This is a genomic window from Streptomyces sp. NPDC050145 (genome assembly GCF_044460245.1).
GTDB lineage: Bacteria > Actinomycetota > Actinomycetes > Streptomycetales > Streptomycetaceae > Streptomyces.
Genome location: NZ_JBITJS010000008.1, coordinates 115,148 through 133,450, shown reverse-complemented (window position 1 = coordinate 133,450; position 18,303 = coordinate 115,148). Strand labels below are relative to the sequence as shown.

Genomic DNA, 18,303 nt, shown 5'->3' with positions numbered 1-18,303 from the left:
ACGACCGCACGGGGGCCGGCCCGCGCCCCGGCGTTCTTAGCCGAACACGCGCCGACCCCCGACGTACGTCCGCTCCACCCGCGTCGTGGCGATCTCCTCGGCCGGGCCCGCGAACGGGTCCCGGTCCAGGACCACCAGATCGGCCAGGTACCCGGGCGCGATCGTGCCGGTCTCGGCGTCGAGCCCGTTCACGTACGCGCTGCCCGCCGTGTACGCGGTGAGCGCGTCCTGCAGCGAGAGGCGCTGCTCCGGCAGGAACACCGGGGTGCCCTCGGGAGCCTCCGGCACCATCCGGTTCACCGCCACGTGGATGCCCTCCAGCGGGTCCGGGCTGCTCACCGGCCAGTCGCTGCCCGCGGCGAGCGTCGCGCCCGCCCGCAGCAGGTCGCCGAACGGGTACTGCCACCCGGCCCGCTCCGCGCCGAGGAACGGGATCGTCAGCTCGTCCATCTGCGGCTCGTGCGCCGCCCACAGCGGCTGCATGTTCGCGGTCGCGCCGAGCGCGCGGAAGCGGCCGATGTCGTCCGGGTGCACCACTTGCAGATGCGCCAGGTGCGGCCGGTGGTCCGTCCAGCCGTTGGCCTTGCGGGCGGCCTCCACGGCGTCGAGCGCCTCGCGCACCGCACGGTCGCCGAGCGCGTGGAAGTGCACCTGGAACCCGTGCGCGTCCAGCTCGGTCACGTACTTCTTGAGGTCCTCCGGCGGCACGAAGCTGATGCCGCTGTTGTCGCTCTGGCAGCCGCAGTTGTCCAGGTACGGGCCGAGCAGTGCGGCCGTGCCGTTCTCCGCGACCCCGTCCTGCATGATCTTCACGCTCGTGGAGCGCAGCCGGCCCCGGGTGCCCGCCTCGCGGCGTGCGATCAGCTCCTCGATCTGCTCGGTGCCCCGCGCCCGGTCCCACCACAGGGCGCCGACCACGCGGGCGGTGAGGCGGCCGTCGTCCGCGCAGGCCAGATAGGCGTCCGTCGGGTCGTTGAGATTGGCGTGCGAGCCGAGCAGCGCGTCCTGCCAGGCCGTGACGCCGAGCGAGTGCAGCAGCTCCTGCGCGCGCAGCAGCCCGGCGATCCGCTCCTCGCGGGTTACCGCGGGCAGCAGCTTGCCCACCAGGTTCGCCGCGCCCTCCTGGAGCATGCCGGTCGGCTCGCCGTCCGCGTCCCGCTCGATCCGCCCGTCGGCCGGGTCGGGCGTGTGCCGGTCGATGCCGGCCAGGCGCAGCGCCGCCGAGTTGACCCAGGCGCCGTGGTGGTCGCGGTTGACGAGGTACGCGGGCCGGTCGGGCACCAGGGCGTCCAGCTCGGCGGCCGTCGGCAGGCCGCCGGGGAAGGCCTCCATGGACCAGCCGCCGCCGGTGATCCACTCCTCGTCCGGGTGCGCGGAGGCGTACGCCGCGATCAGGTCCCGGTACTCCGGCAGGGTCTCCGCGTGGCTCAGATCGCACTGGCCCATCTCGATGCCGCCGCCCACGGGATGGATGTGCGCGTCCTGGAACCCGGGGATCAGCAGCTTCCCGCCCAGGTCGACGACCTCGGTGCGCGGGCCGATCAGCTCCCGCACCTCGTCATGTCCTACGGCGACGATCCGCTCGCCGCGCACGGCCACACTGCGGGCCCGCGAGCGGGCGGGGGAACCGGTGTGGACGGGACCGCCGGTGAAGACGAGATCGGCGGGTGCGGTGCCGGTCATGGGGCAACTCCTTGTACGGGGTGGGGTGTTCAGCGGACGACGTTCTCGGAGGTGTTCTCGGGCGCGGGCTCGGGCGTGTCCTCAGGTGTGGACAGTTCGACCGCGTCGGCGTCGGTGCCGCGGCCGGTGACGAAGTAGGGCGAGCGGCGGCGGTACTTGGCGAAGGCCGCCATCACGAGGCCCGAGACGATGATCGCGCCGGGGACCGACAGCATGAACCAGCCGTTGTCCGGCGAGAGTTCGAAGTGGTCGCTCATCGTCGCGTAGTCCCGGCCCAGGTAGATCCCGATGACCAGCAGCGCGACACCGCTCAGACCGGGCGCGACCACGGCGCGCAGCGCCTCGCCCCGGTCGGTGCGCAGCAGGCCGCGGAAGCGGACGGCGCAGGCCAGCGCGGTGAGGCCGTAGTAGAGGGCGACGACCAGGCCGATCGAGTTCACGGCCGCGAGGATCATCTCGTTGAGCTTGGGGATCGCGAGGGCGAGCAGGGCGATGGCCGCCGCGATCGACGTGACGAGGACGGTGCCGAGGGCGGGGGAGCCGTACTTCGGGCTGATCTTCGTCCAGGCCCGGCCCATCGTGCGGTCCCGGCCCATCGCGAGCATGCCGCGCGCCGTCGGGATCACGCTGGACTGGAGCGAGGCCACCGCGGAGAACAGCAGTGCCAGCAGCGGCAGGCTCGCCAGCGGCTCGTCGGCCAGCTTCGCCCCGAGGTACGTGAGCGCCTGCGGGCCCTGCTCGACCAGCTCGGACAGCGACATCTCGCGCTGGAAGGCCACGGACCCGTAGAGGAACAGGGCGAGCATCGTGAACAGCGCGATGAAGCCGCCGCGGCCCGCGTCGCGCACGTCCTTGGTCTCCTCGGTGACGCTGAACGCGGCGTCCCAGCCCCAGAAGAAGAACACGGCGAGCACCAGGCCCTGCGCGAACGCGGTGCCGCTGTGGATCGCGAAGGGGTTCAGCCACGTCCAGGAGAAGTCGTGCGTGCCGGTCACCAGGGACCAGCCGCAGAACCCGATGAGGACCGCGTACTCGAAGACGAGCAGCCAGGTCTGCAGGCGGGTCGCCTTGCGGACGCCGGTGATCGCGGTGACCGTGACGGCGACCAGGATCAACAGGCCGACGACGGTCGCCAGGGCGGTCGAGTTCGGGTCGAGACGGAGGCCGAGCAGCGTGTGCAGGCCGGCCTTGTTCGCGAACTGGAGGAACACCGAGCCGGTCACCGCGGTCGTGTACGCCATGAAGATCAGGGTGCCGAGCAGGGTCACCCAGCCGGTCAGGAAGCCCAGCCAGGGGCCGAGCGAGCGGCCGACCCAGACGTAGCCGCTGCCCATGTTCTGCTCGTGCCGGTTCAGCCGGGCGTACGCCATCGCGATGCCGAGGATCGGGACGAACGCGACGAGCAGGATCGCCGGGGCCTGGAGCCCCACGGTCATCGCGAGCGAGCCCATGCCGATGCCGATACTGGTGGTCGCGGCGGTGCTGGAGGCGGCGACGGCGATGCCGTCGACCACACCGAGGGAACGGCGCAGACCTGGTGGTTCACTTCTCATGGACGCACTCCTGAAGAGGCCAGGGGGGTGTGAGCTGTGGGGGAGGCTGCGATCAAACAGCCTTGTCAGCATTGCGTCAATGGTGTTGACATAAGGGGGCCCGGGGGTGGCCGGGCGGTGACTGAAGGGGTGTGCACGGTGACGGAGGGACGGGTTCCGCAGGAGCGGAAGCGGCGCAGGCCCACGAAGACGGGGGTGCTGCTGTCGGAGGACGTGATCGTGGACTGCGCGCTGCGCCTCGTCGGGCAGCACGGCGCCGACGCGCTCAGCGTGCGCCGGCTCGGCGCGGCCCTCGGCTGCGACCCGAGCGCCCTGTACCGGTACTTCCACAACACCGACGACCTGCTGCTCGCCGTCGCCGACCGGATCATCGGCGGAGCGATGGAGGGCTTCGAGCCGGACGCGATGGACTGGCGCGCGGGGCTGCACGAGATGGGGATGCGGATCCACCGCGGGTACCGGGCGCATCCGCGGGTCGCGGCGCTCGCCGCGTTCCGTGTGACCCGGCGGGCCCATGAGTTCCGGGCCGTCGACACGGGGATCGGGCTGCTGCTGCGGGCGGGGTTCGCGCCCGCGGACGCCGTGCGGTGGTACTCCGTGTTCGTCGACACGGTGCTGGGCCATGCGGCGCTCGACGCGGCGTACATGGCGCTGCCGGACGAGCGGCGGGGGGCGGACGATCTTGCCTGGGGGGTTGTCTACGCGGGGCTGCCCGAGGGGGAGCATCCGCACATCGCTGCGGTGCGGCCGCATCTGTCGCAGATGGCGGGGAGCTCGTTCGAGGGGGCGCTGGATCTGCTGATCGGAGCGCTGGGCGCTGCCGCGCGGTAGCGGGCCTTCGGTCTCGTCGCCGGGTGCCGGCCGGTGGGGCTTCTCGCGCAGTTCCCCGCGCCCCTGAAATGCAGACCCTTCGGGTCGCATTTCCCCGACGCGCAAGCGCCCGATGAGATCGCGCACGAAGTGCGCATCTCAGGGGCGCGGGGAACTGCGCGAGGAGCCCCACCGGGGCGCGCTCCGAGACGAAACGGGCGGAGTTACGGCGATCAGTCCCGCGGCAGCTGCGCGCGCAGCCACGCCTCGACCTCGCCCACATGCGCCGCCGCAGCGGCCCGCGCCGCCTCAGGGTCATGCGCGGCCAGCGCCGCGTGGATGCGGGCGTGCTCGCGCCGGGTGCGTTCGAACGCGCCCTCCTCCTGGTACCCCCGCCACACCCGCGCCCGGAACGTCCGCGACGACAGCCCCTCCAGGATCGCCGCCATCGTCTCGTTCCCGGCGGCGGCCACGATCGCCCGGTGGAAGGCGAGGTCGTGGGAGAGGATCTCCTCCGGGTCGTCCGTGGCGTCCATCGCCGCCAGGTGCTCCTCCACCTCGGCGAGCTGCGCCCGGCTGATCCGCGCGGCGGCGAGCGCCGTCGCCGTCGACTCCAGGATGCGGCGCACCTCGAGGAGCTCCACGAGCTGCGGCCCGCGCGACAGATCGGCGACGACCCCGAAGGTCTCCAGCAGGTCGCCGGCCTCCAACTGCGTGACGTAGATACCGGATCCGTGCCGGGCCTCCAGGACGCCGAGCACGGTCAGCGCCCGGATCGCCTCCCGCATCGAGGAGCGGGAGATGCCGAGCTGCGCGGCCAGGTCCCGTTCCGTGGGCAGTCGTTGCCCCGGTTCCAGGCTGCCGCTGCCGATCATCGCCTTGAGCTGCTCGATCGCGCGCTCCGTGACGGTGCCCTTCCGGGGCGCGGTCTGCTCCACGATGACGTCCTCCCGCTGCTGGATGCGGCGCAGTCTAACCACCAAGGTGGTCCGACCACTACGGGGATGGTCGGACCTATCTGAGGTCTCGGAGGCGTAAAACCCGAGAAAACTTGGCTCCACGGGGTGTTGGTCGGACCAAGTGGTCTGATAAATATTCCGGCGCGGCCACAGTCGGAACGGGCAGGACTCGGTCGCACCCCATGACTTCCGGAGCCGAGGAGCGGTCCGATGACTGGCACCATGAAGCGCACGTACGGTTCGAAGGGCGGGGCGGCCGCACGGCGACGGACCCTGCGCGCGGCGGCCCTCCTCGGTGCCGCCGCACTCGCCCTCAGCGCCTGCGGCAGCACCAAGGACGACGCGGCCGGCGCGGGGGGCGGGGGTGCGGGCGACGGCAAGGGCAAGGTCGGCGTCATCCTGCCCCTGCTGACCTCGCCGTTCTGGCAGTCGTACAACGACTACGTGCCGAAGATGGCGAAGTCCGAAGGCGTCGACGCGCTCAAGACCGTCAACTCCAACAGCGACCCCTCGCAGCAGATCACCGACATCAACAACCAGCTCAACCAGGGCGTCAAGGGCCTCGTCGTCGCCCCGCTCGACAGCGCCGCCATCGCCGCGGGCCTCGACCAGGCCGAACGCAAGGGCGTCCCCGTCGTCGCCGTGGACGTCGCGCCCGAGAAGGGCAAGGTCGCCATGGTCGTGCGCGCGAACAACGTCGCGTACGGCGAGAAGGCCTGCGAGTACCTCGGCGGCCAGGTCAAGTCCGGCAAGGTCGTGCAGATCATGGGTGACCTGGCCTCGGTCAACGGCCGCGAGCGCTCCGAGGCGTTCCGCACCTGCGTGAAGCAGAAGTTCCCGAAGCTGAAGGTCCTGGAGATCCCCGCCAAGTGGGAGTCGGACGCGGCGGCCTCGAAGCTCGACACCCTCCTCAACGCCAACCCCGACATCAAGGGCATCTACATGCAGGCGGGCGGCGTCTACCTCGCCCCCACCCTCCAGACCCTCAAGTCCAAGGGCATGCTGAAGAAGGCCGGCGAGAAGGGCCACATCGCGATCGTCTCGAACGACGGCATCCCGCAGGAGTTCGACGCGATCCGCAAGGGCCAGATCGACGCCACCGTCTCCCAGCCCGCCGACGCCTACGCCAAGTACGGCATGTACTACATCAAGGCGGCGATGCAGGGGAAGACGTTCAAGCCCGGCCCGACCGACCACGACTCGGAGATCGTCAAGCTGCCCAGCGGCATCCTCGAGGACCAGCTGCCCGCGCCGCTCGTCACGAAGGACAACGTCGACGACCCGAAGCTGTGGGGAAACACGGTCAAGTGAGCGCCGACGTGAGCACCCCGCTGGTCGAGGCGCGGGGGATCGCCAAGCGGTACGGGCCCACGGTCGCCCTCGCCGACGGCCGCCTCACCGTGCGCGCGGGCGAGTCCCACGCGCTCGTCGGCCGCAACGGCGCGGGCAAGTCCACCCTCGTCACCGTCCTGACGGGCCTTCAGGAGCCGGACGCGGGAACCGTGTTGTTCGACGGGGAACCCGCGCCGCCCCTCGGCGACCGTGAGGCCTGGCGCGCCAAGGTGGCCTGCGTCTACCAGAAGCCCACCGTCGTCCCCGAACTCACCGTCGCCGAGAACCTGTTCATCAACCGGCAGCCCGGGGCCCGCCGCGGCTTCTTCAGCTGGAAGAAGCTGCAAGCCGAGGCCGCCCGGCTGCTCGACACCTGGGACATCCACGTCGACCCGGGCGCCCGCACCGCGGACCTCAAGGTCGAGGACCGTCAGATGGTCGAGATCGCCCGCGCCCTCAGCGGTGGCGCCCGCTTCATCGTCCTCGACGAGCCGACCGCCCAGCTCGACAACCGCGAGATCGAGCGCCTCTTCGCCCGCATGCGGGCCCTGCAGGACTCCGGCGTCACCTTCCTCTTCATCTCGCACCACCTCCAGGAGGTCTACGAGGTCTGCCAGACCGTCACCGTGCTGCGCGACGCCCGCTGGATCACCACCGCGCCGGTCGCCGAACTGCCGCGCCCCGCACTGGTCGAGGCGATGGCGGGGGAGGCGATCGCCGAGCAGGCGGCCGCCGCGGCGGAGGCCGTCGTCGAGCAGGACGGCGTGGACGCGCCGGTCGTCCTCGACGTGCGCGGCCTGACCTCGGACACGTACCGGGACGTAGACCTCACCGTGCGGCGCGGCGAGGTCGTCGGACTCGCCGGGTCCAGCGGCAGCGGCAAGATCGCGCTCGCCGAGTCGCTGGCCGGACTGCACACCCCGGCCTCCGGCACGGCCCGGATCGACGGCGCGCCGCTGCCCTTCGGGGACGTGTCGGCCGCCCTCGCCGCCGGCGTCGGCTGCGTGCCCCGCGACCGCCACGACCAGGGCCTCGTCACCGGGATGTCCATCGGCGACAACGCCACGATGTCCGTCCTCGGGCGGCTCGGCCGGTACGGGTTCGTGGGCACGGACCGCAAGCGCTCCGTCGCCCGTGACCTCATCGAACGCCTCGACATCCACGCCGAGGGCCCCGAGCAGCCCGTCTCCGACCTCTCCGGCGGCAACGCCCAGAAAGTCGTGATGGCCCGCGCCCTCGCCTCCGACCCGCACCTCCTCGTCCTCATCAACCCCACGGCCGGCGTCGACGTGAAGTCCAAGGAGTCACTGCTGCGCCGCGTCGACCACGCCCGCGACGACGGCACCGCCGTCCTGGTCGTCTCCGACGAACTCGACGACCTCCGCCGCTGCGACCGAGTCCTGGTCCTCTTCCACGGCAAGGTCACAGCAGAACACCGAGCCGGCTGGACCGACCAGACCCTGATCGCCTCGATCGAGGGCGTCGACCATGAGTAGCCCCGCGAGGGGCGTGGGGCCGTATCGATCAGCGACTCCGTCGCGGGCCGCGACCAACGCCCCTGACGGCGCACGAAGTGCGCCTTTCAGGGGCGCGGGGAACTGCGCGACCAGCCCCGACGCACCCGCACCCGCCAACCAAACCCACACCCCTACGGCGAATCCGCGCCCAGGAGCCCACCATGGCTGACACACAGGCCCCGTCGGCCTCGACCCAACAAACCCCCACCAAATCCCAGGCCCACCCCCGATCAGGCCCGGCAAAAAGCGTGCTGCTCCGCCGCGCCCGGGAACTCGCCCTCGTACCCGCCCTGCTCCTCCTCCTCGTCCTGGGCGCGATCCTCAACGACTCCTTCCTCACCGAACGCAACCTGATCTCGATCCTGGGCGCCTCCGCCGCCCTCGCGATGGTCGTCCTCGCCGAGTCCCTCGTCCTCATCACCGGCAAGTTCGACCTCTCCCTCGAATCGGTCGTCGGCATCGCGCCGGCCGTGGGCGCCCTCCTCGTCCTCCCCGTGGCCCAGTCCGGCTTCGGAACGGAGTTCCCCGCCGCGCTCGCCCTGCTCTCGATCCTCGTCGTCGGTGCGGTCATCGGCGCCTTCAACGGCATCCTCGTCGTCAAGCTGAAGCTCAACGCGTTCATCGTGACGCTCGCGATGCTGATCATCCTGCGCGGCCTGCTGGTCGGCGCCACCAAGGGAAAGACGCTGTTCGGGATGCCCGACGCGTTCTTCTCCCTCGCCACGACCACGTTCCTGCGCATCCCCATGTCCGTGTGGCTCGCCGCGATCGCCTTCGGCGTGGCCGGCCTGATCCTCAAGTACCACCGCGTAGGCCGCGCCCTGTACGCCATCGGCGGCAACGCCGACGCCGCCCGCGCCGCCGGCATCCGCGTCGAACGCGTCATGCTCGGCGTGTTCGTCGTGGCCGGCGTCCTCGCCTCCGTCGGCGGCATCATGCAGACCGGCTACGTCGGCGCCATCAGCGCCAACCAGGGCAACAACATGATCTTCACGGTGTTCGCCGCGGCGGTCATCGGAGGCATCAGCCTCGACGGCGGCAAGGGCACCATGTTCGGCGCGCTCACCGGCGTACTCCTGCTCGGCGTCGTACAGAACCTGCTCACCCTCGCCCAGGTCCCGTCCTTCTGGATCCAGGCCATCTACGGCGGAATCATCCTGCTCGCCCTCATGATCGCCCGGGTCACCACCGGCCGCGCCCAGGACTGATCACCGCCCCCGCCCGAAAGGCAGCCCGTGACCCCGACCACCCCGCGCGTCACCGCGGTCGACACGTACGACATCCGGTTCCCCACCTCACGGGAACTGGACGGCTCCGACGCGATGAACCCCGACCCCGACTACTCCGCCTCCTACGTCGTGCTCCGCACCGACGCCGCCGACGGTCACGAGGGACACGGCTTCACCTTCACCATCGGCCGCGGCAACGACGTCCAGGTCGCCGCGATCCGCGCCCTGCGCCACCATGTGATCGGCCGCCCGCTCGACGAGCTGTGCGCCGACCCCGGCATCCTCAACCGCGACCTGATCGGCGACAGCCAACTGCGCTGGCTGGGACCCGAGAAGGGCGTGATGCACATGGCGGTCGGCGCCGTCGTCAACGCCGTCTGGGACCTCGCCGCCAAGCGCGCCGCCAAACCCCTGTGGCGGCTGCTCGCCGACGCCGAACCCGAATGGCTCGTCTCCCAGGTCGACTTCCGCTACATCGCAGACGCCCTCACCCCGCAGGAGGCCCTCGACCTGCTGCGGGGCGGACGGGAGGGCTCCGCCGAGCGCACCGAGACGCTCCTCGAACGCGGATACCCCGGCTACACCACCTCGCCCGGCTGGCTCGGCTACTCCGACGAGAAGCTCACCCGGCTCGCCCGGCAGGCCGTCGCCGACGGATTCACCCAGATCAAACTGAAGGTCGGCGCCGACCTCGACGACGACATCCGCCGCTGCCGCACCGCCCGCGCCGTCATCGGCCCCGACATCCGCATGGCCGTCGACGCCAACCAGCGGTGGAACGTCGACGAGGCGATCGAATGGACCCGCGCCCTCGCCGAGTTCGACCCCTACTGGGTCGAGGAGCCCACCAGCCCCGACGACGTCCTCGGGCACGCCGCGATCCGCCGCGCCGTCGGCCCCGTCAAGGTCGCCACCGGCGAACACGTGCAGAACCGCATCGTCTTCAAGCAGCTCCTCCAGGCCGGCGCGATCGACATCCTCCAGATCGACGCCGCCCGCGTCGGCGGGGTCAACGAGAACCTCGCGATCCTGCTGCTCGCCGCCAAGTTCGGCGTCCCCGTCTGCCCGCACGCCGGCGGCGTGGGATTGTGCGAACTCGTCCAGCACCTCTCGATGTTCGACTACGTCGCCCTGTCGGGAACGACCGAGGACCGCGTCATCGAGTACGTCGACCACCTCCACGACCACTTCCTCGACCCGGTCGTCATGCGCCGGGGCCACTACGCCGCCCCCACCGCCCCCGGCTTCTCCGCCACCATGCGCCCCGCGTCCATCGCCGAATTCACCTACCCCGACGGGGAGTTCTGGGTGAAGGACCGTGCCGGGCAGCCCGCCACCCACCAGCCGAACGGAGCCGCAGCATGAGCGACAGCAGCGTCCAGGACTTCGCCGGACTCAAGGCCCTCGTCACCGGCGGCGCCTCCGGCCTCGGCCGCGCCACCGCCGAACTCCTCGCCGCGCGCGGCGCCGACGTGGCCGTACTCGACCTCGACACCTCCACCGTCGACAAACCGCTGCGCGCCCACACCGCCGACGTCACCGACGACGCCTCCGTCCGCGCCGCCGTGACCGCCGCCGTCGAGGCCCTCGGCGGACTCGACGTCCTCGTCAACAACGCGGGCATCGGCGCCCAGGGCACCGTCGCCGACAACGACGACGCCGAATGGCACCGCGTTCTCGACGTCAACGTCGTCGGCATGGTCCGTGTCACCCGCGCCGCCCTCCCCGCCCTGCGCGCCTCGCGGAACGCCGCGATCGTCAACACCTGCTCCATCGCCGCCACCGCAGGACTTCCGCAGCGCGCCCTCTACTCCGCGTCCAAGGGTGCCGTGCAGTCCCTCACCCTCGCCATGGCCGCCGACCACGTCCGCGAGGGCATCCGCGTCAACTGCGTCAACCCCGGCACCGCCGACACCCCCTGGATCGGCCGCCTCCTCGACAGGGCCGACGACCCGGCCGCCGAACGCGCCGCCCTCGAAGCCCGCCAGCCCACCGGCCGGCTCGTCTCCGCCGACGAGGTCGCCGGCGCCGTCGCCTACCTGGCCAGCCCGCTCTCCGGCGCCACCACCGGCACCTCCCTCGCCGTCGACGGCGGCATGCAGGGCCTGCGGCTGCGCCCCGCCGGACAGTGACGGCGACCGCGATGCGCACCCGCACCCTCGGCCGCTCCCGCGTCCCCGTCACCGCACTCGGCTTCGGCGCCGCCGGCATCGGCAACCTCTACACCCCGGTCGGCGACGACGCCGCCCGCGCCGCCGTCGACGCCGCCTGGGACGCGGGCGTCCGCGCCTACGACACGGCCCCGCACTACGGCATCGGCCTGTCCGAACGCCGCCTCGGCGCCGCCCTGCGGACCCGGCCCCGCTCCTCGTACACCCTGTCCACCAAGGTCGGCCGACTGCTCACCCCGTACGAAGGCGGCGGCGACGACCTCGACCACGGCTTCGCCGTCCCCGCCACGCACCGCCGCGTCTGGGACTTCAGCGCCGCCGGGGTCCGCCGCTCCCTGGAGGACAGCCTCGAACGGCTCGGCCTCGACCGCGTCGACGTCGTGTACCTGCACGACCCCGACGACCACGCCGAACAGGCCTTCACCGAGGCGTACCCGGAGCTGGAGCGGCTGCGCGCCGAAGGGGTCGTCGGGGCCATCGGCGCCGGAATGAACCAGGCGGAGATGCTCGCCCGGTTCGTCCGCGACACCGACCTCGACGTCGTCCTGTGCGCCGGCCGCTACAGCCTCCTCGACCAGCGCGCCCTCACCGCCCTCCTGCCCGCCGCCACAGAACGCGGCGTGTCCGTCGTCGTCGGCGGCGTCTTCAACTCGGGCCTGCTCGCCGACCCGAAGCCGGGCGCCACCTTCGACTACGCGGCCGCCCCGCCCGACACCCTCGACCGCGCCCTGCGCCTGAAGGAGCTCGCCGAGCGGCACGGCACCACTCTGCGCGCCGCCGCCCTCGCCTTCCCGTTCGGTCACCCGGCCGTCGCCGGCGTCCTCGTCGGCACGCGGTCGGCGGCCGAAGTCACGGACGCGGCACGGCAGTTCGCGACTCCGGTGCCGGATGCCTTCTGGCAGGAGGCCCGGGAGGCGAGACTGATCGGCGCGGGCATCCCCGTCCCCGCAGCGAGCCCAGAACAGGAGCAGCACGCGTGAGAGTCGCCCTGCACACCAAGGTCCGCGCCGACCGCGTAGAGGAGTACGAGCAGGCCCACCGCGAGGTCCCCGCCGAACTCACCGCCGCCATCCGCGCGGCCGGCGCCACCCGGTGGACGATCTGGCGCAGCGGCACCGACCTCTTCCACGTCCTGGAGTGCGAGGACTACGCGCGGCTGCTCGCCGAACTGGACCGGCTCCCCGTGAACATCGCCTGGCAGGCCCGCATGGCCGAACTCCTCGACGTCGTCCACGACTACTCCGCCGACGGCGCCGACGCCGGACTCCCCGTCGTCTGGGAGCTGCCGTGAGCGCGGGCGAGGGCCTCGGGATCATCGACGCCCACCACCACGTCTGGGATCTCGGCGTCCGCGACCAGGACTGGATCACCGGACCCGAACTCGCCCCGATCCGCCGGGACTTCACGACGGCCGACCTGGCTCCGCAGGCGCGCGCGGCCGGTGTCGAGGCCACGGTCCTCGTGCAGACCGTGACCGTCGCCGAGGAGACCCCCGAGTTCCTCGCGCTCGCCGAGCGCGATCCGCTCGTCGCCGCCGTCGTCGGCTGGGCGGACCTGACCCGCCCGGACGTGGCCGACACCCTGGACCGTCTGCGCGAGCTGCCCGGCGGACGCCACCTCGTCGGCGTCCGCCACCAGGTCCAGGGCGAGCCGGATCCGGAATGGCTGCTCCGGGACGATGTGGCCGGGGGTCTGAAGGCGCTCACCGCGGCCGGCCTCGTGTACGACCTCGTCGTGCTCCCGCACCAGTTGCCCGCCTGTGTCCGGGCCGCCGCCCGGCACCCCGAGCTCACGTTCGTCCTCGACCACGCGGGCAAACCGCCGGTTTCCACGGGCGAGTTGGAGCCGTGGGCCTCCGACGTGCGCGCGCTCGCGGCCCTGCCGAACACGGTCTGCAAACTCTCCGGCCTCGTCACCGAAGCCGACTGGAAGCACTGGAGTGTCTCCGGCCTGCGCCCGTACGCGGACACCGTGCTGGACGCCTTCGGCCCCGAGCGCGTGATGTTCGGCTCCGACTGGCCCGTGTGCACGCTCGCCGCGTCGTACGCCCAAGTGGTCGAAGTGGCACAGGAGTTGGTGGGCGGACCGGACGCGGACGTGTTCGCCGGGACGGCGCGCCGGGTCTACCTCAGCCGGGTCGGGGGCAGGAACTCGCGCACGTAGGTCCGCTCCCACCAGGCGCCCGTCTCCCGCAGCTCCCGCCACGTCGTGTACCGGTAGCGGAACACACGGGCCCGGACGTACGCGGGCGGGCTCTCGGGGAACGGGTTGTGGCGCAGCAGCCGCAGCGTGTCCCGGTCGTTGTCCAGGAGCCGCTCCACCAGCGGCCCGAACCACGGCCGGGCGTACGCGGGGGACAGCGCGGCGAACCACATCAGCCAGTCGAGCCGCAGATGGTACGGGGCGAACTGGCGGGGGAGCCGGCGCGGATCGCCGGGCTTGCCGTGGAACTCGTAGGCCCGCCACTCGGCGTCCGGGCGCGGCCCGGCGTCCGCCGTCCCCTCGAGGACGATCTCCTGCCGGACCCGGCCCACGCTGCCGAACGCGCCGTACGTGTTCACCAGGTGCAGCACGTCGTAGGAGCGGTTCATGCTCTGGTGCCGGGACAGCAGATTGCGGACCGGGCGCACGCTCAGGACGGCGACCAGCGCGGTGAGCGCGAGGACGAGGATCTCGTACCAGAGCGGCGCGGCGGGCAGCGCGGGCGGGGTGTGCAGCGGGGAGAGGTCGAGGGCGGACGCGGCGAGCACGATCGCCATCCAGTTCAGCCAGGCGAAGTTCCCGGACAGCACCAGCCACAGCTGCGTCACGATCATCACGGAGGCGGCCACCGTCGCGACCGGCTGCGGAGTGAAGAGGAGGAACGGGACGGCCAGCTGCGTGACATGGTTCGCCGCGACCTCCACGCGGTGCAGCGGGCGCGGCAGATGATGGAAGAACCAGCTCAGCGGGCCCGGCATCGGCTGCGTCTCTTGATGGAAGTACAGACAGGTCAGCTTCCGCCAGCAGGCGTCCCCGCGCAGCTTGATCAGACCCGCGCCGAACTCGAGGCGGAACAGCAGCCAGCGCAGCAGGAACAGCACGAGGACCGGCGGCGCCACCTCGTCGTTGCCCAGGAACACCGCGAGGAACCCGGTCTCCAGGAGCAGCGTCTCCCAGCCGAAGCCGTACCAGGTCTGCCCCACGTTCACGATCGACAGATACAGCGCCCAGGGCGCCAGCCACAGCGGCAGCGTCGCCCACAGCGGCACGAGCTGGTCCACGCCGGCGAGCAGCGCCGCCGACAGCGCGGCCCCGGCCCAGGCGCACCCCGCGAAGAACCGGTCCGAGTAGCGCAGCCGGAACAGTGTCGGCGCCGCCCGCCACGGCACCCGCTCCAGATACCTCGGTACGGGCGTCATCCCGCGCTCCCCGATCAGCGCCCGGAACTGCAGGGCGGCCCCGGCGAACGCGACGAGGTACACCGCCGCCAGACCCCGCTGGAACACCAGCCGGGCGAGCCAGTAGTCCGAGGCGCCGAACCAGTCCACCCCTCCAGTGTGAGCCCCGCCCGGCCGCCCCGGCACGACTTGCGGGCCCGCGCGGCCTGCGCCCGACTGGAGCGGAGAGATCACAGGACGCCGCTGTACAGCTGGGAGAACACGTGCGCGCACGGATCAGGACCAAGACGTACGTCACCGCGCTCGGAATATCCGCGGCGCTGCTGCTCGCCGGGTGCTCGTCCGGCGAGGGGGCCGGTGACCAGACCGTGGGTGTCGCCGCCGGCGCCAAGGGCACGCTGCACCTTCAGCCGATCGCGGACGACGGCCCGGACCCCTTCACCGACTCCACCGCCACGTCGGACGAGACACCGCCACCCGTCACCCGAACGCCGCAGCCGGCCCCGAGCGGCAGCGCCACCGGCAACCCCGAAGGCCTGACGTCCTACTCCGGCTCCACCCCGGGCCTCTACGGCGGCACCCGCTCCGTCGGCAGCTGCGACGTCGAGAAGCAGGTCCGCTTCCTCACCTCCGACCAGGGCAAGGCGGGCGCCTTCGCCAAGGCGAGCGGCATCGACCGGGCCGACATCGCGAGCTTCCTGCGCGGCCTCACGCCCGTCGTGCTGCGCGTGGACACCCGCGTCACCAACCACGGCTACCGCGACGGCAGCGCCACCCGCTTCCAGTCCGTCCTCCAGGCCGGCACCGCCGTCCTCGTCGACCAGCACGGTCTGCCCCGGGTCCGCTGCGCCTGCGGCAACCCGATCGCCGCGCCCGTCGCCCTGAAGGGCACCCCGCGCCAGAAGGGCAAGGCCTGGGAGGGCTACCGCCCCACCGAGGTCATCGTCATCGTCGCGGCGCCGAAGATCATCCAGAACATCACGATCATCAACATCGTCAACAACACCTGGATCCAGCGCCCGATCGGCGACGACGGCCACCACGACAAGCCGGTCCCGCCTCCCAGCCCCACCCCGACCTCACCGTCCCCCAGCCCCAGCGACTCCGAGACCTCGCCGAGCCCCTCCGACTCGGACTCCGACTCCGCGTCCCCGAGCGACAGCGCGTCGAGCAGCACCTGCCCGACCCCCACGGCGACCAGCACCCCCGTCAGCCCGTCCCCCTGGCCCTCCGGCTGCCCCACCCCGACCCTCACCTCGGACTCCCCGTCCCCCGACACCTCCTCCGACTCCCCGGCCCCCGACACGGTCCCCGAATCCCCGGACCAGCCCGACGGCGCCGGCCTGATCCCGGACGCCTCGTCCCTGGACGAGGCGACGGACAGCTGACCCTGGCGCCGGTGCGCCGGGCAGCGGTCCTGCCCGGCGCACCGGCCCTGCTCAACGGCCTCCGGACCGCTCTCGTCCCGCGTGCGCGGGCCAGATCCTGCGCCTAGCGTGTCGGGTATGGACGCGGGTGACGGGGTCGGCCGGGATCCTGGGGTCGCCCCTGCCGGGGACAGCCAGGACGATCACGCGCGCGGATTCCTGGAGGCGTACGGGCGCGGGCTGCGGATGGGCAGTTTCGAGTGGGACCTCGAGTCGGGGCTCATGCAGATGGACGCCCAGGCCCGCGACGTGTTCGACCTGCACCCCGACGAGTACGACGACCACCCCGAGACCCTCGCCTCCCGCGTCCCGCCGCACGACGCCCAGCGCCTCGACGCCGTCGTCTCCCAGGCCCTCAAGAACGGTTCCGAGAACTACGGGGCCTACTTCCGCATCCGTACCCGGGACGGGCTGCTGCGCTGGACCCACACCCGCGGCTACATCCGCCGTGACGCCGACGGCCGCCCGCAGCGCATCGTCGGCATCGTGCGCGACGCCACCGAGGAGCTCAACGACGCCACCGTGCAGCACGAGCGCGAGGCCTACTCCGCGGCCCGGCGCCGCGAGACCAGCGTCGTGCAGAGCACCACCGCCGCCCTCGCGCACGCCCGCACCGTCCGCGACGTCATCGAGGTGCTCCGCGAGTCCCACGGAATCGAACGGCTCGGCGCCTCCAACTTCCTCATGGGCCTCGTCCGCGCCGGCCGCATCCATCTCGTCGCCGAGGGCCCCTCCGGCAGCTTCGTGCCCGGTACCCAGGTCACCCGCCTGGACGACCCGTACCCGATGAGCGAGGTCGTGCGCAGCCTCAAGCCCCGCTTCGTCGACTCACCTGAGGACTTCGCGCGCTCCTACCCGCAGTTGTGGCCGCACGTCTCCCACCTCGGCATCCAGTCCGCGGCCTACCTGCCGCTCATCGCCCAGGCCCGCCCGATCGGCGTCGTCGGCCTGCTCTACCACGACCGCAAGGGCTTCGACGAGACCGAGCGCAACGTCCTCATCGCGCTGGGCAGCAGCATCGCCCAGAGCCTCCAGCGCGCCATGCTCTACGAGCAGGAGAAGGACCTCGCGCAGGGCCTCCAGCAGGCCATGCTGCCGCGCTCCATCCCGAACGTGCCCGGCGCCGACCTCGCCGTCCGCTACCGCTCCGCCTCCCTCGGCCGCGACATCGGCGGCGACTGGTACGACGTCATCCCGCTGCCCGGCGGCCGCGTCGGCGCCGTCATCGGCGACGTCCAGGGCCACGACACGCACGCCGCCGCCGTCATGGGCCAGCTCCGCATCGTGCTGCGCGCCTACGCCGCCGAGGGACACACCCCCGCGACCGTCATGGCCCGCGCCTCCGTCTTCCTCCACGAACTCGACACCGAACGCTTCGCGACCTGCCTGTACGCGGAGGCCGACCTGTCCACGGGCGTCGTCCAGTTCGTCCGCGCCGGACACCTCGACCCGCTGCTGCGGCTCACCGACGGCACCTGCCGCCGGCTGCCCGTCGACGGCGGCCTCCCGCTCGGCCTGTCCGCCATGTTCGGCCGGCTCGAGTACCCCGTCACCACCGTCGACCTCGACCCCGGCCAGACCCTGCTGCTGTGCACCGACGGCCTCGTCGAGGAACCCGGCATCGACCTCGACGACGGCATGCGCACCCTCACCGACCTCGTCCGCTCCGGCCCCGCCGACATCGACCAGCTCGCCGACCGGCTGTGCACCTCCGTCGACGAACGCGGCGGCGAGGACGACGTCGCCCTCCTGCTGCTGCGCCGCCGGGGCGCCGGCGCCCCGCAGAGCCGCGGCCGGCTCACCGAACACGTCCCGCCCGGTGACCCCGCCGCGCTCAGCGCCGCCCGGCACATGATCCGCGCCGCCGTCCGCGCCTGGGGCGGCCGCGACCGCGCCGACGAGATCGAGCTCGTCGCCGACGAACTCATCACCAACGCCCTGATGCACACCGACGGCCCGGCCGTGGTCACCCTGCGCGTCCTGACCGGCCCCGACCGAAGACTCCGCGTCGACGTGGAGGACACCTCCAGCGCCCTGCCGCGCCGCCGCGAGGCGGGCGACGACGGTGTCTCGGGCCGCGGCCTCCTCCTCGTCGACCGGCTCGCCGACGTGTGGGGCGTGGAGGCGCGCGGCGGCGGCAAGTGCGTCTGGTGCGAGTTCCTGACCCCCGAGCACGTCTGACCCCGCCCACGTCTGACCTCGCCCACGCCCGAGGTGCCTCCCGGGCCCCGCAGGGCGAACG

General features: G+C 72.3%; 15 protein-coding genes. 11 read left to right on the top strand and 4 right to left on the bottom strand.

Translation table 11 applies throughout. The features are described 5' to 3' along the window. Positions 1-36: 36 nt before the first annotated feature. Both ACIBTU_RS17720 and ACIBTU_RS17715 read right to left on the bottom strand, forming a co-directional pair. On the bottom strand, positions 37-1,683 hold the full coding sequence (locus tag ACIBTU_RS17720) for an amidohydrolase (RefSeq protein WP_399127152.1): 1,647 nt from the start codon (positions 1,681-1,683) through the stop codon (positions 37-39). A gap of 29 nt (positions 1,684-1,712) precedes the next feature. Beyond that, the gene (locus tag ACIBTU_RS17715) at positions 1,713-3,236 is read right to left on the bottom strand and encodes an APC family permease (protein ID WP_399127151.1); all 1,524 of its coding nucleotides are present in this window, start codon (positions 3,234-3,236) and stop codon (positions 1,713-1,715) included. A 138-nt stretch (positions 3,237-3,374) separates the two neighbouring features. On the opposite strand from ACIBTU_RS17715, the gene ACIBTU_RS17710 reads away from it, so the two are divergent. Then, positions 3,375-4,067: a TetR/AcrR family transcriptional regulator gene (locus tag ACIBTU_RS17710; RefSeq protein WP_399127150.1), complete on the top strand. Its 693-nt coding sequence runs from the start codon at positions 3,375-3,377 to the stop codon at positions 4,065-4,067. Between the two features lie 212 nt (positions 4,068-4,279). Here the strand turns inward: ACIBTU_RS17710 and ACIBTU_RS17705 are convergent, their stop codons facing one another. Beyond that, positions 4,280-4,984, bottom strand: coding sequence for a FadR/GntR family transcriptional regulator (locus ACIBTU_RS17705; RefSeq protein WP_399127375.1), 705 nt, complete (start codon positions 4,982-4,984; stop codon positions 4,280-4,282). A 231-nt stretch (positions 4,985-5,215) separates the two neighbouring features. Here ACIBTU_RS17705 and ACIBTU_RS17700 point away from each other — a divergent pair, with 231 nt between their 5' ends. The 8 genes from ACIBTU_RS17700 (at position 5,216) to ACIBTU_RS17665 (ending at position 13,417) form a co-directional block, all read left to right on the top strand. Continuing rightward, positions 5,216-6,316 carry a sugar ABC transporter substrate-binding protein gene (locus ACIBTU_RS17700; protein WP_399127149.1) on the top strand — a complete coding sequence of 367 codons (1,101 nt, stop codon included), beginning with the start codon at positions 5,216-5,218 and terminating at the stop codon, positions 6,314-6,316. Between the two features lie 8 nt (positions 6,317-6,324). Continuing rightward, positions 6,325-7,833 (top strand): sugar ABC transporter ATP-binding protein, encoded by a 1,509-nt coding sequence (locus ACIBTU_RS17695; RefSeq protein WP_399127374.1) that lies wholly within the window; start codon positions 6,325-6,327, stop codon positions 7,831-7,833. A gap of 182 nt (positions 7,834-8,015) precedes the next feature. Then, entirely contained in the window at positions 8,016-9,062 is a 1,047-nt protein-coding gene (locus tag ACIBTU_RS17690) for an ABC transporter permease (RefSeq protein WP_399127147.1), read from the top strand. Between the two features lie 27 nt (positions 9,063-9,089). Further along, on the top strand, positions 9,090-10,448 hold the full coding sequence (locus tag ACIBTU_RS17685; protein WP_399127146.1) for an L-fuconate dehydratase: 1,359 nt from the start codon (positions 9,090-9,092) through the stop codon (positions 10,446-10,448). Continuing rightward, positions 10,445-11,215 carry an SDR family NAD(P)-dependent oxidoreductase gene (locus ACIBTU_RS17680; RefSeq protein WP_399127144.1) on the top strand — a complete coding sequence of 257 codons (771 nt, stop codon included), beginning with the start codon at positions 10,445-10,447 and terminating at the stop codon, positions 11,213-11,215. The genes ACIBTU_RS17685 and ACIBTU_RS17680 overlap by 4 nt, the downstream gene beginning before the upstream one ends. Before the next feature lie 11 nt (positions 11,216-11,226). Continuing rightward, positions 11,227-12,234, top strand: coding sequence for an aldo/keto reductase (locus tag ACIBTU_RS17675; protein WP_399127143.1), 1,008 nt, complete (start codon positions 11,227-11,229; stop codon positions 12,232-12,234). Then, on the top strand, positions 12,231-12,545 hold the full coding sequence (locus tag ACIBTU_RS17670; protein ID WP_399127142.1) for an L-rhamnose mutarotase: 315 nt from the start codon (positions 12,231-12,233) through the stop codon (positions 12,543-12,545). The genes ACIBTU_RS17675 and ACIBTU_RS17670 overlap by 4 nt, the downstream gene beginning before the upstream one ends. Then, positions 12,542-13,417 (top strand): amidohydrolase family protein, encoded by an 876-nt coding sequence (locus tag ACIBTU_RS17665; RefSeq protein WP_399127141.1) that lies wholly within the window; start codon positions 12,542-12,544, stop codon positions 13,415-13,417. The genes ACIBTU_RS17670 and ACIBTU_RS17665 overlap by 4 nt, the downstream gene beginning before the upstream one ends. Here the strand turns inward: ACIBTU_RS17665 and ACIBTU_RS17660 are convergent. Beyond that, positions 13,378-14,784: a lipase maturation factor family protein gene (locus ACIBTU_RS17660; protein WP_399127140.1), complete on the bottom strand. Its 1,407-nt coding sequence runs from the start codon at positions 14,782-14,784 to the stop codon at positions 13,378-13,380. The two genes, ACIBTU_RS17665 and ACIBTU_RS17660, sit on opposite strands and share 40 nt — an antisense overlap. A gap of 113 nt (positions 14,785-14,897) precedes the next feature. Here ACIBTU_RS17660 and ACIBTU_RS17655 point away from each other — a divergent pair, with 113 nt between their 5' ends. Together ACIBTU_RS17655 and ACIBTU_RS17650 are read left to right on the top strand one after the other, a co-directional pair. Next, positions 14,898-16,022 (top strand): DUF6777 domain-containing protein, encoded by a 1,125-nt coding sequence (locus tag ACIBTU_RS17655; protein ID WP_399127139.1) that lies wholly within the window; start codon positions 14,898-14,900, stop codon positions 16,020-16,022. 117 nt (positions 16,023-16,139) lie between these two features. Continuing rightward, on the top strand, positions 16,140-18,242 hold the full coding sequence (locus ACIBTU_RS17650) for a SpoIIE family protein phosphatase (protein WP_399127138.1): 2,103 nt from the start codon (positions 16,140-16,142) through the stop codon (positions 18,240-18,242). Positions 18,243-18,303 lie beyond the last annotated feature (61 nt).

What these genes read in the sequence shown, in the direction of transcription:
- ACIBTU_RS17720 (WP_399127152.1), bottom strand. Translation starts at nt 1,683, where the DNA reads ATGACCGGCACCGCACCCGCCGATCTCGTCTTCACCGGCGGTCCCGTC.
- ACIBTU_RS17715 (WP_399127151.1), bottom strand. Translation starts at nt 3,236, where the DNA reads ATGAGAAGTGAACCACCAGGTCTGCGCCGTTCCCTCGGTGTGGTCGAC.
- ACIBTU_RS17700 (WP_399127149.1), top strand. Translation starts at nt 5,216, where the DNA reads ATGACTGGCACCATGAAGCGCACGTACGGTTCGAAGGGCGGGGCGGCC.
- ACIBTU_RS17690 (WP_399127147.1), top strand. Translation starts at nt 8,016, where the DNA reads ATGGCTGACACACAGGCCCCGTCGGCCTCGACCCAACAAACCCCCACC.
- ACIBTU_RS17680 (WP_399127144.1), top strand. Translation starts at nt 10,445, where the DNA reads ATGAGCGACAGCAGCGTCCAGGACTTCGCCGGACTCAAGGCCCTCGTC.
- ACIBTU_RS17675 (WP_399127143.1), top strand. Translation starts at nt 11,227, where the DNA reads ATGCGCACCCGCACCCTCGGCCGCTCCCGCGTCCCCGTCACCGCACTC.
- ACIBTU_RS17650 (WP_399127138.1), top strand. Translation starts at nt 16,140, where the DNA reads ATGGACGCGGGTGACGGGGTCGGCCGGGATCCTGGGGTCGCCCCTGCC.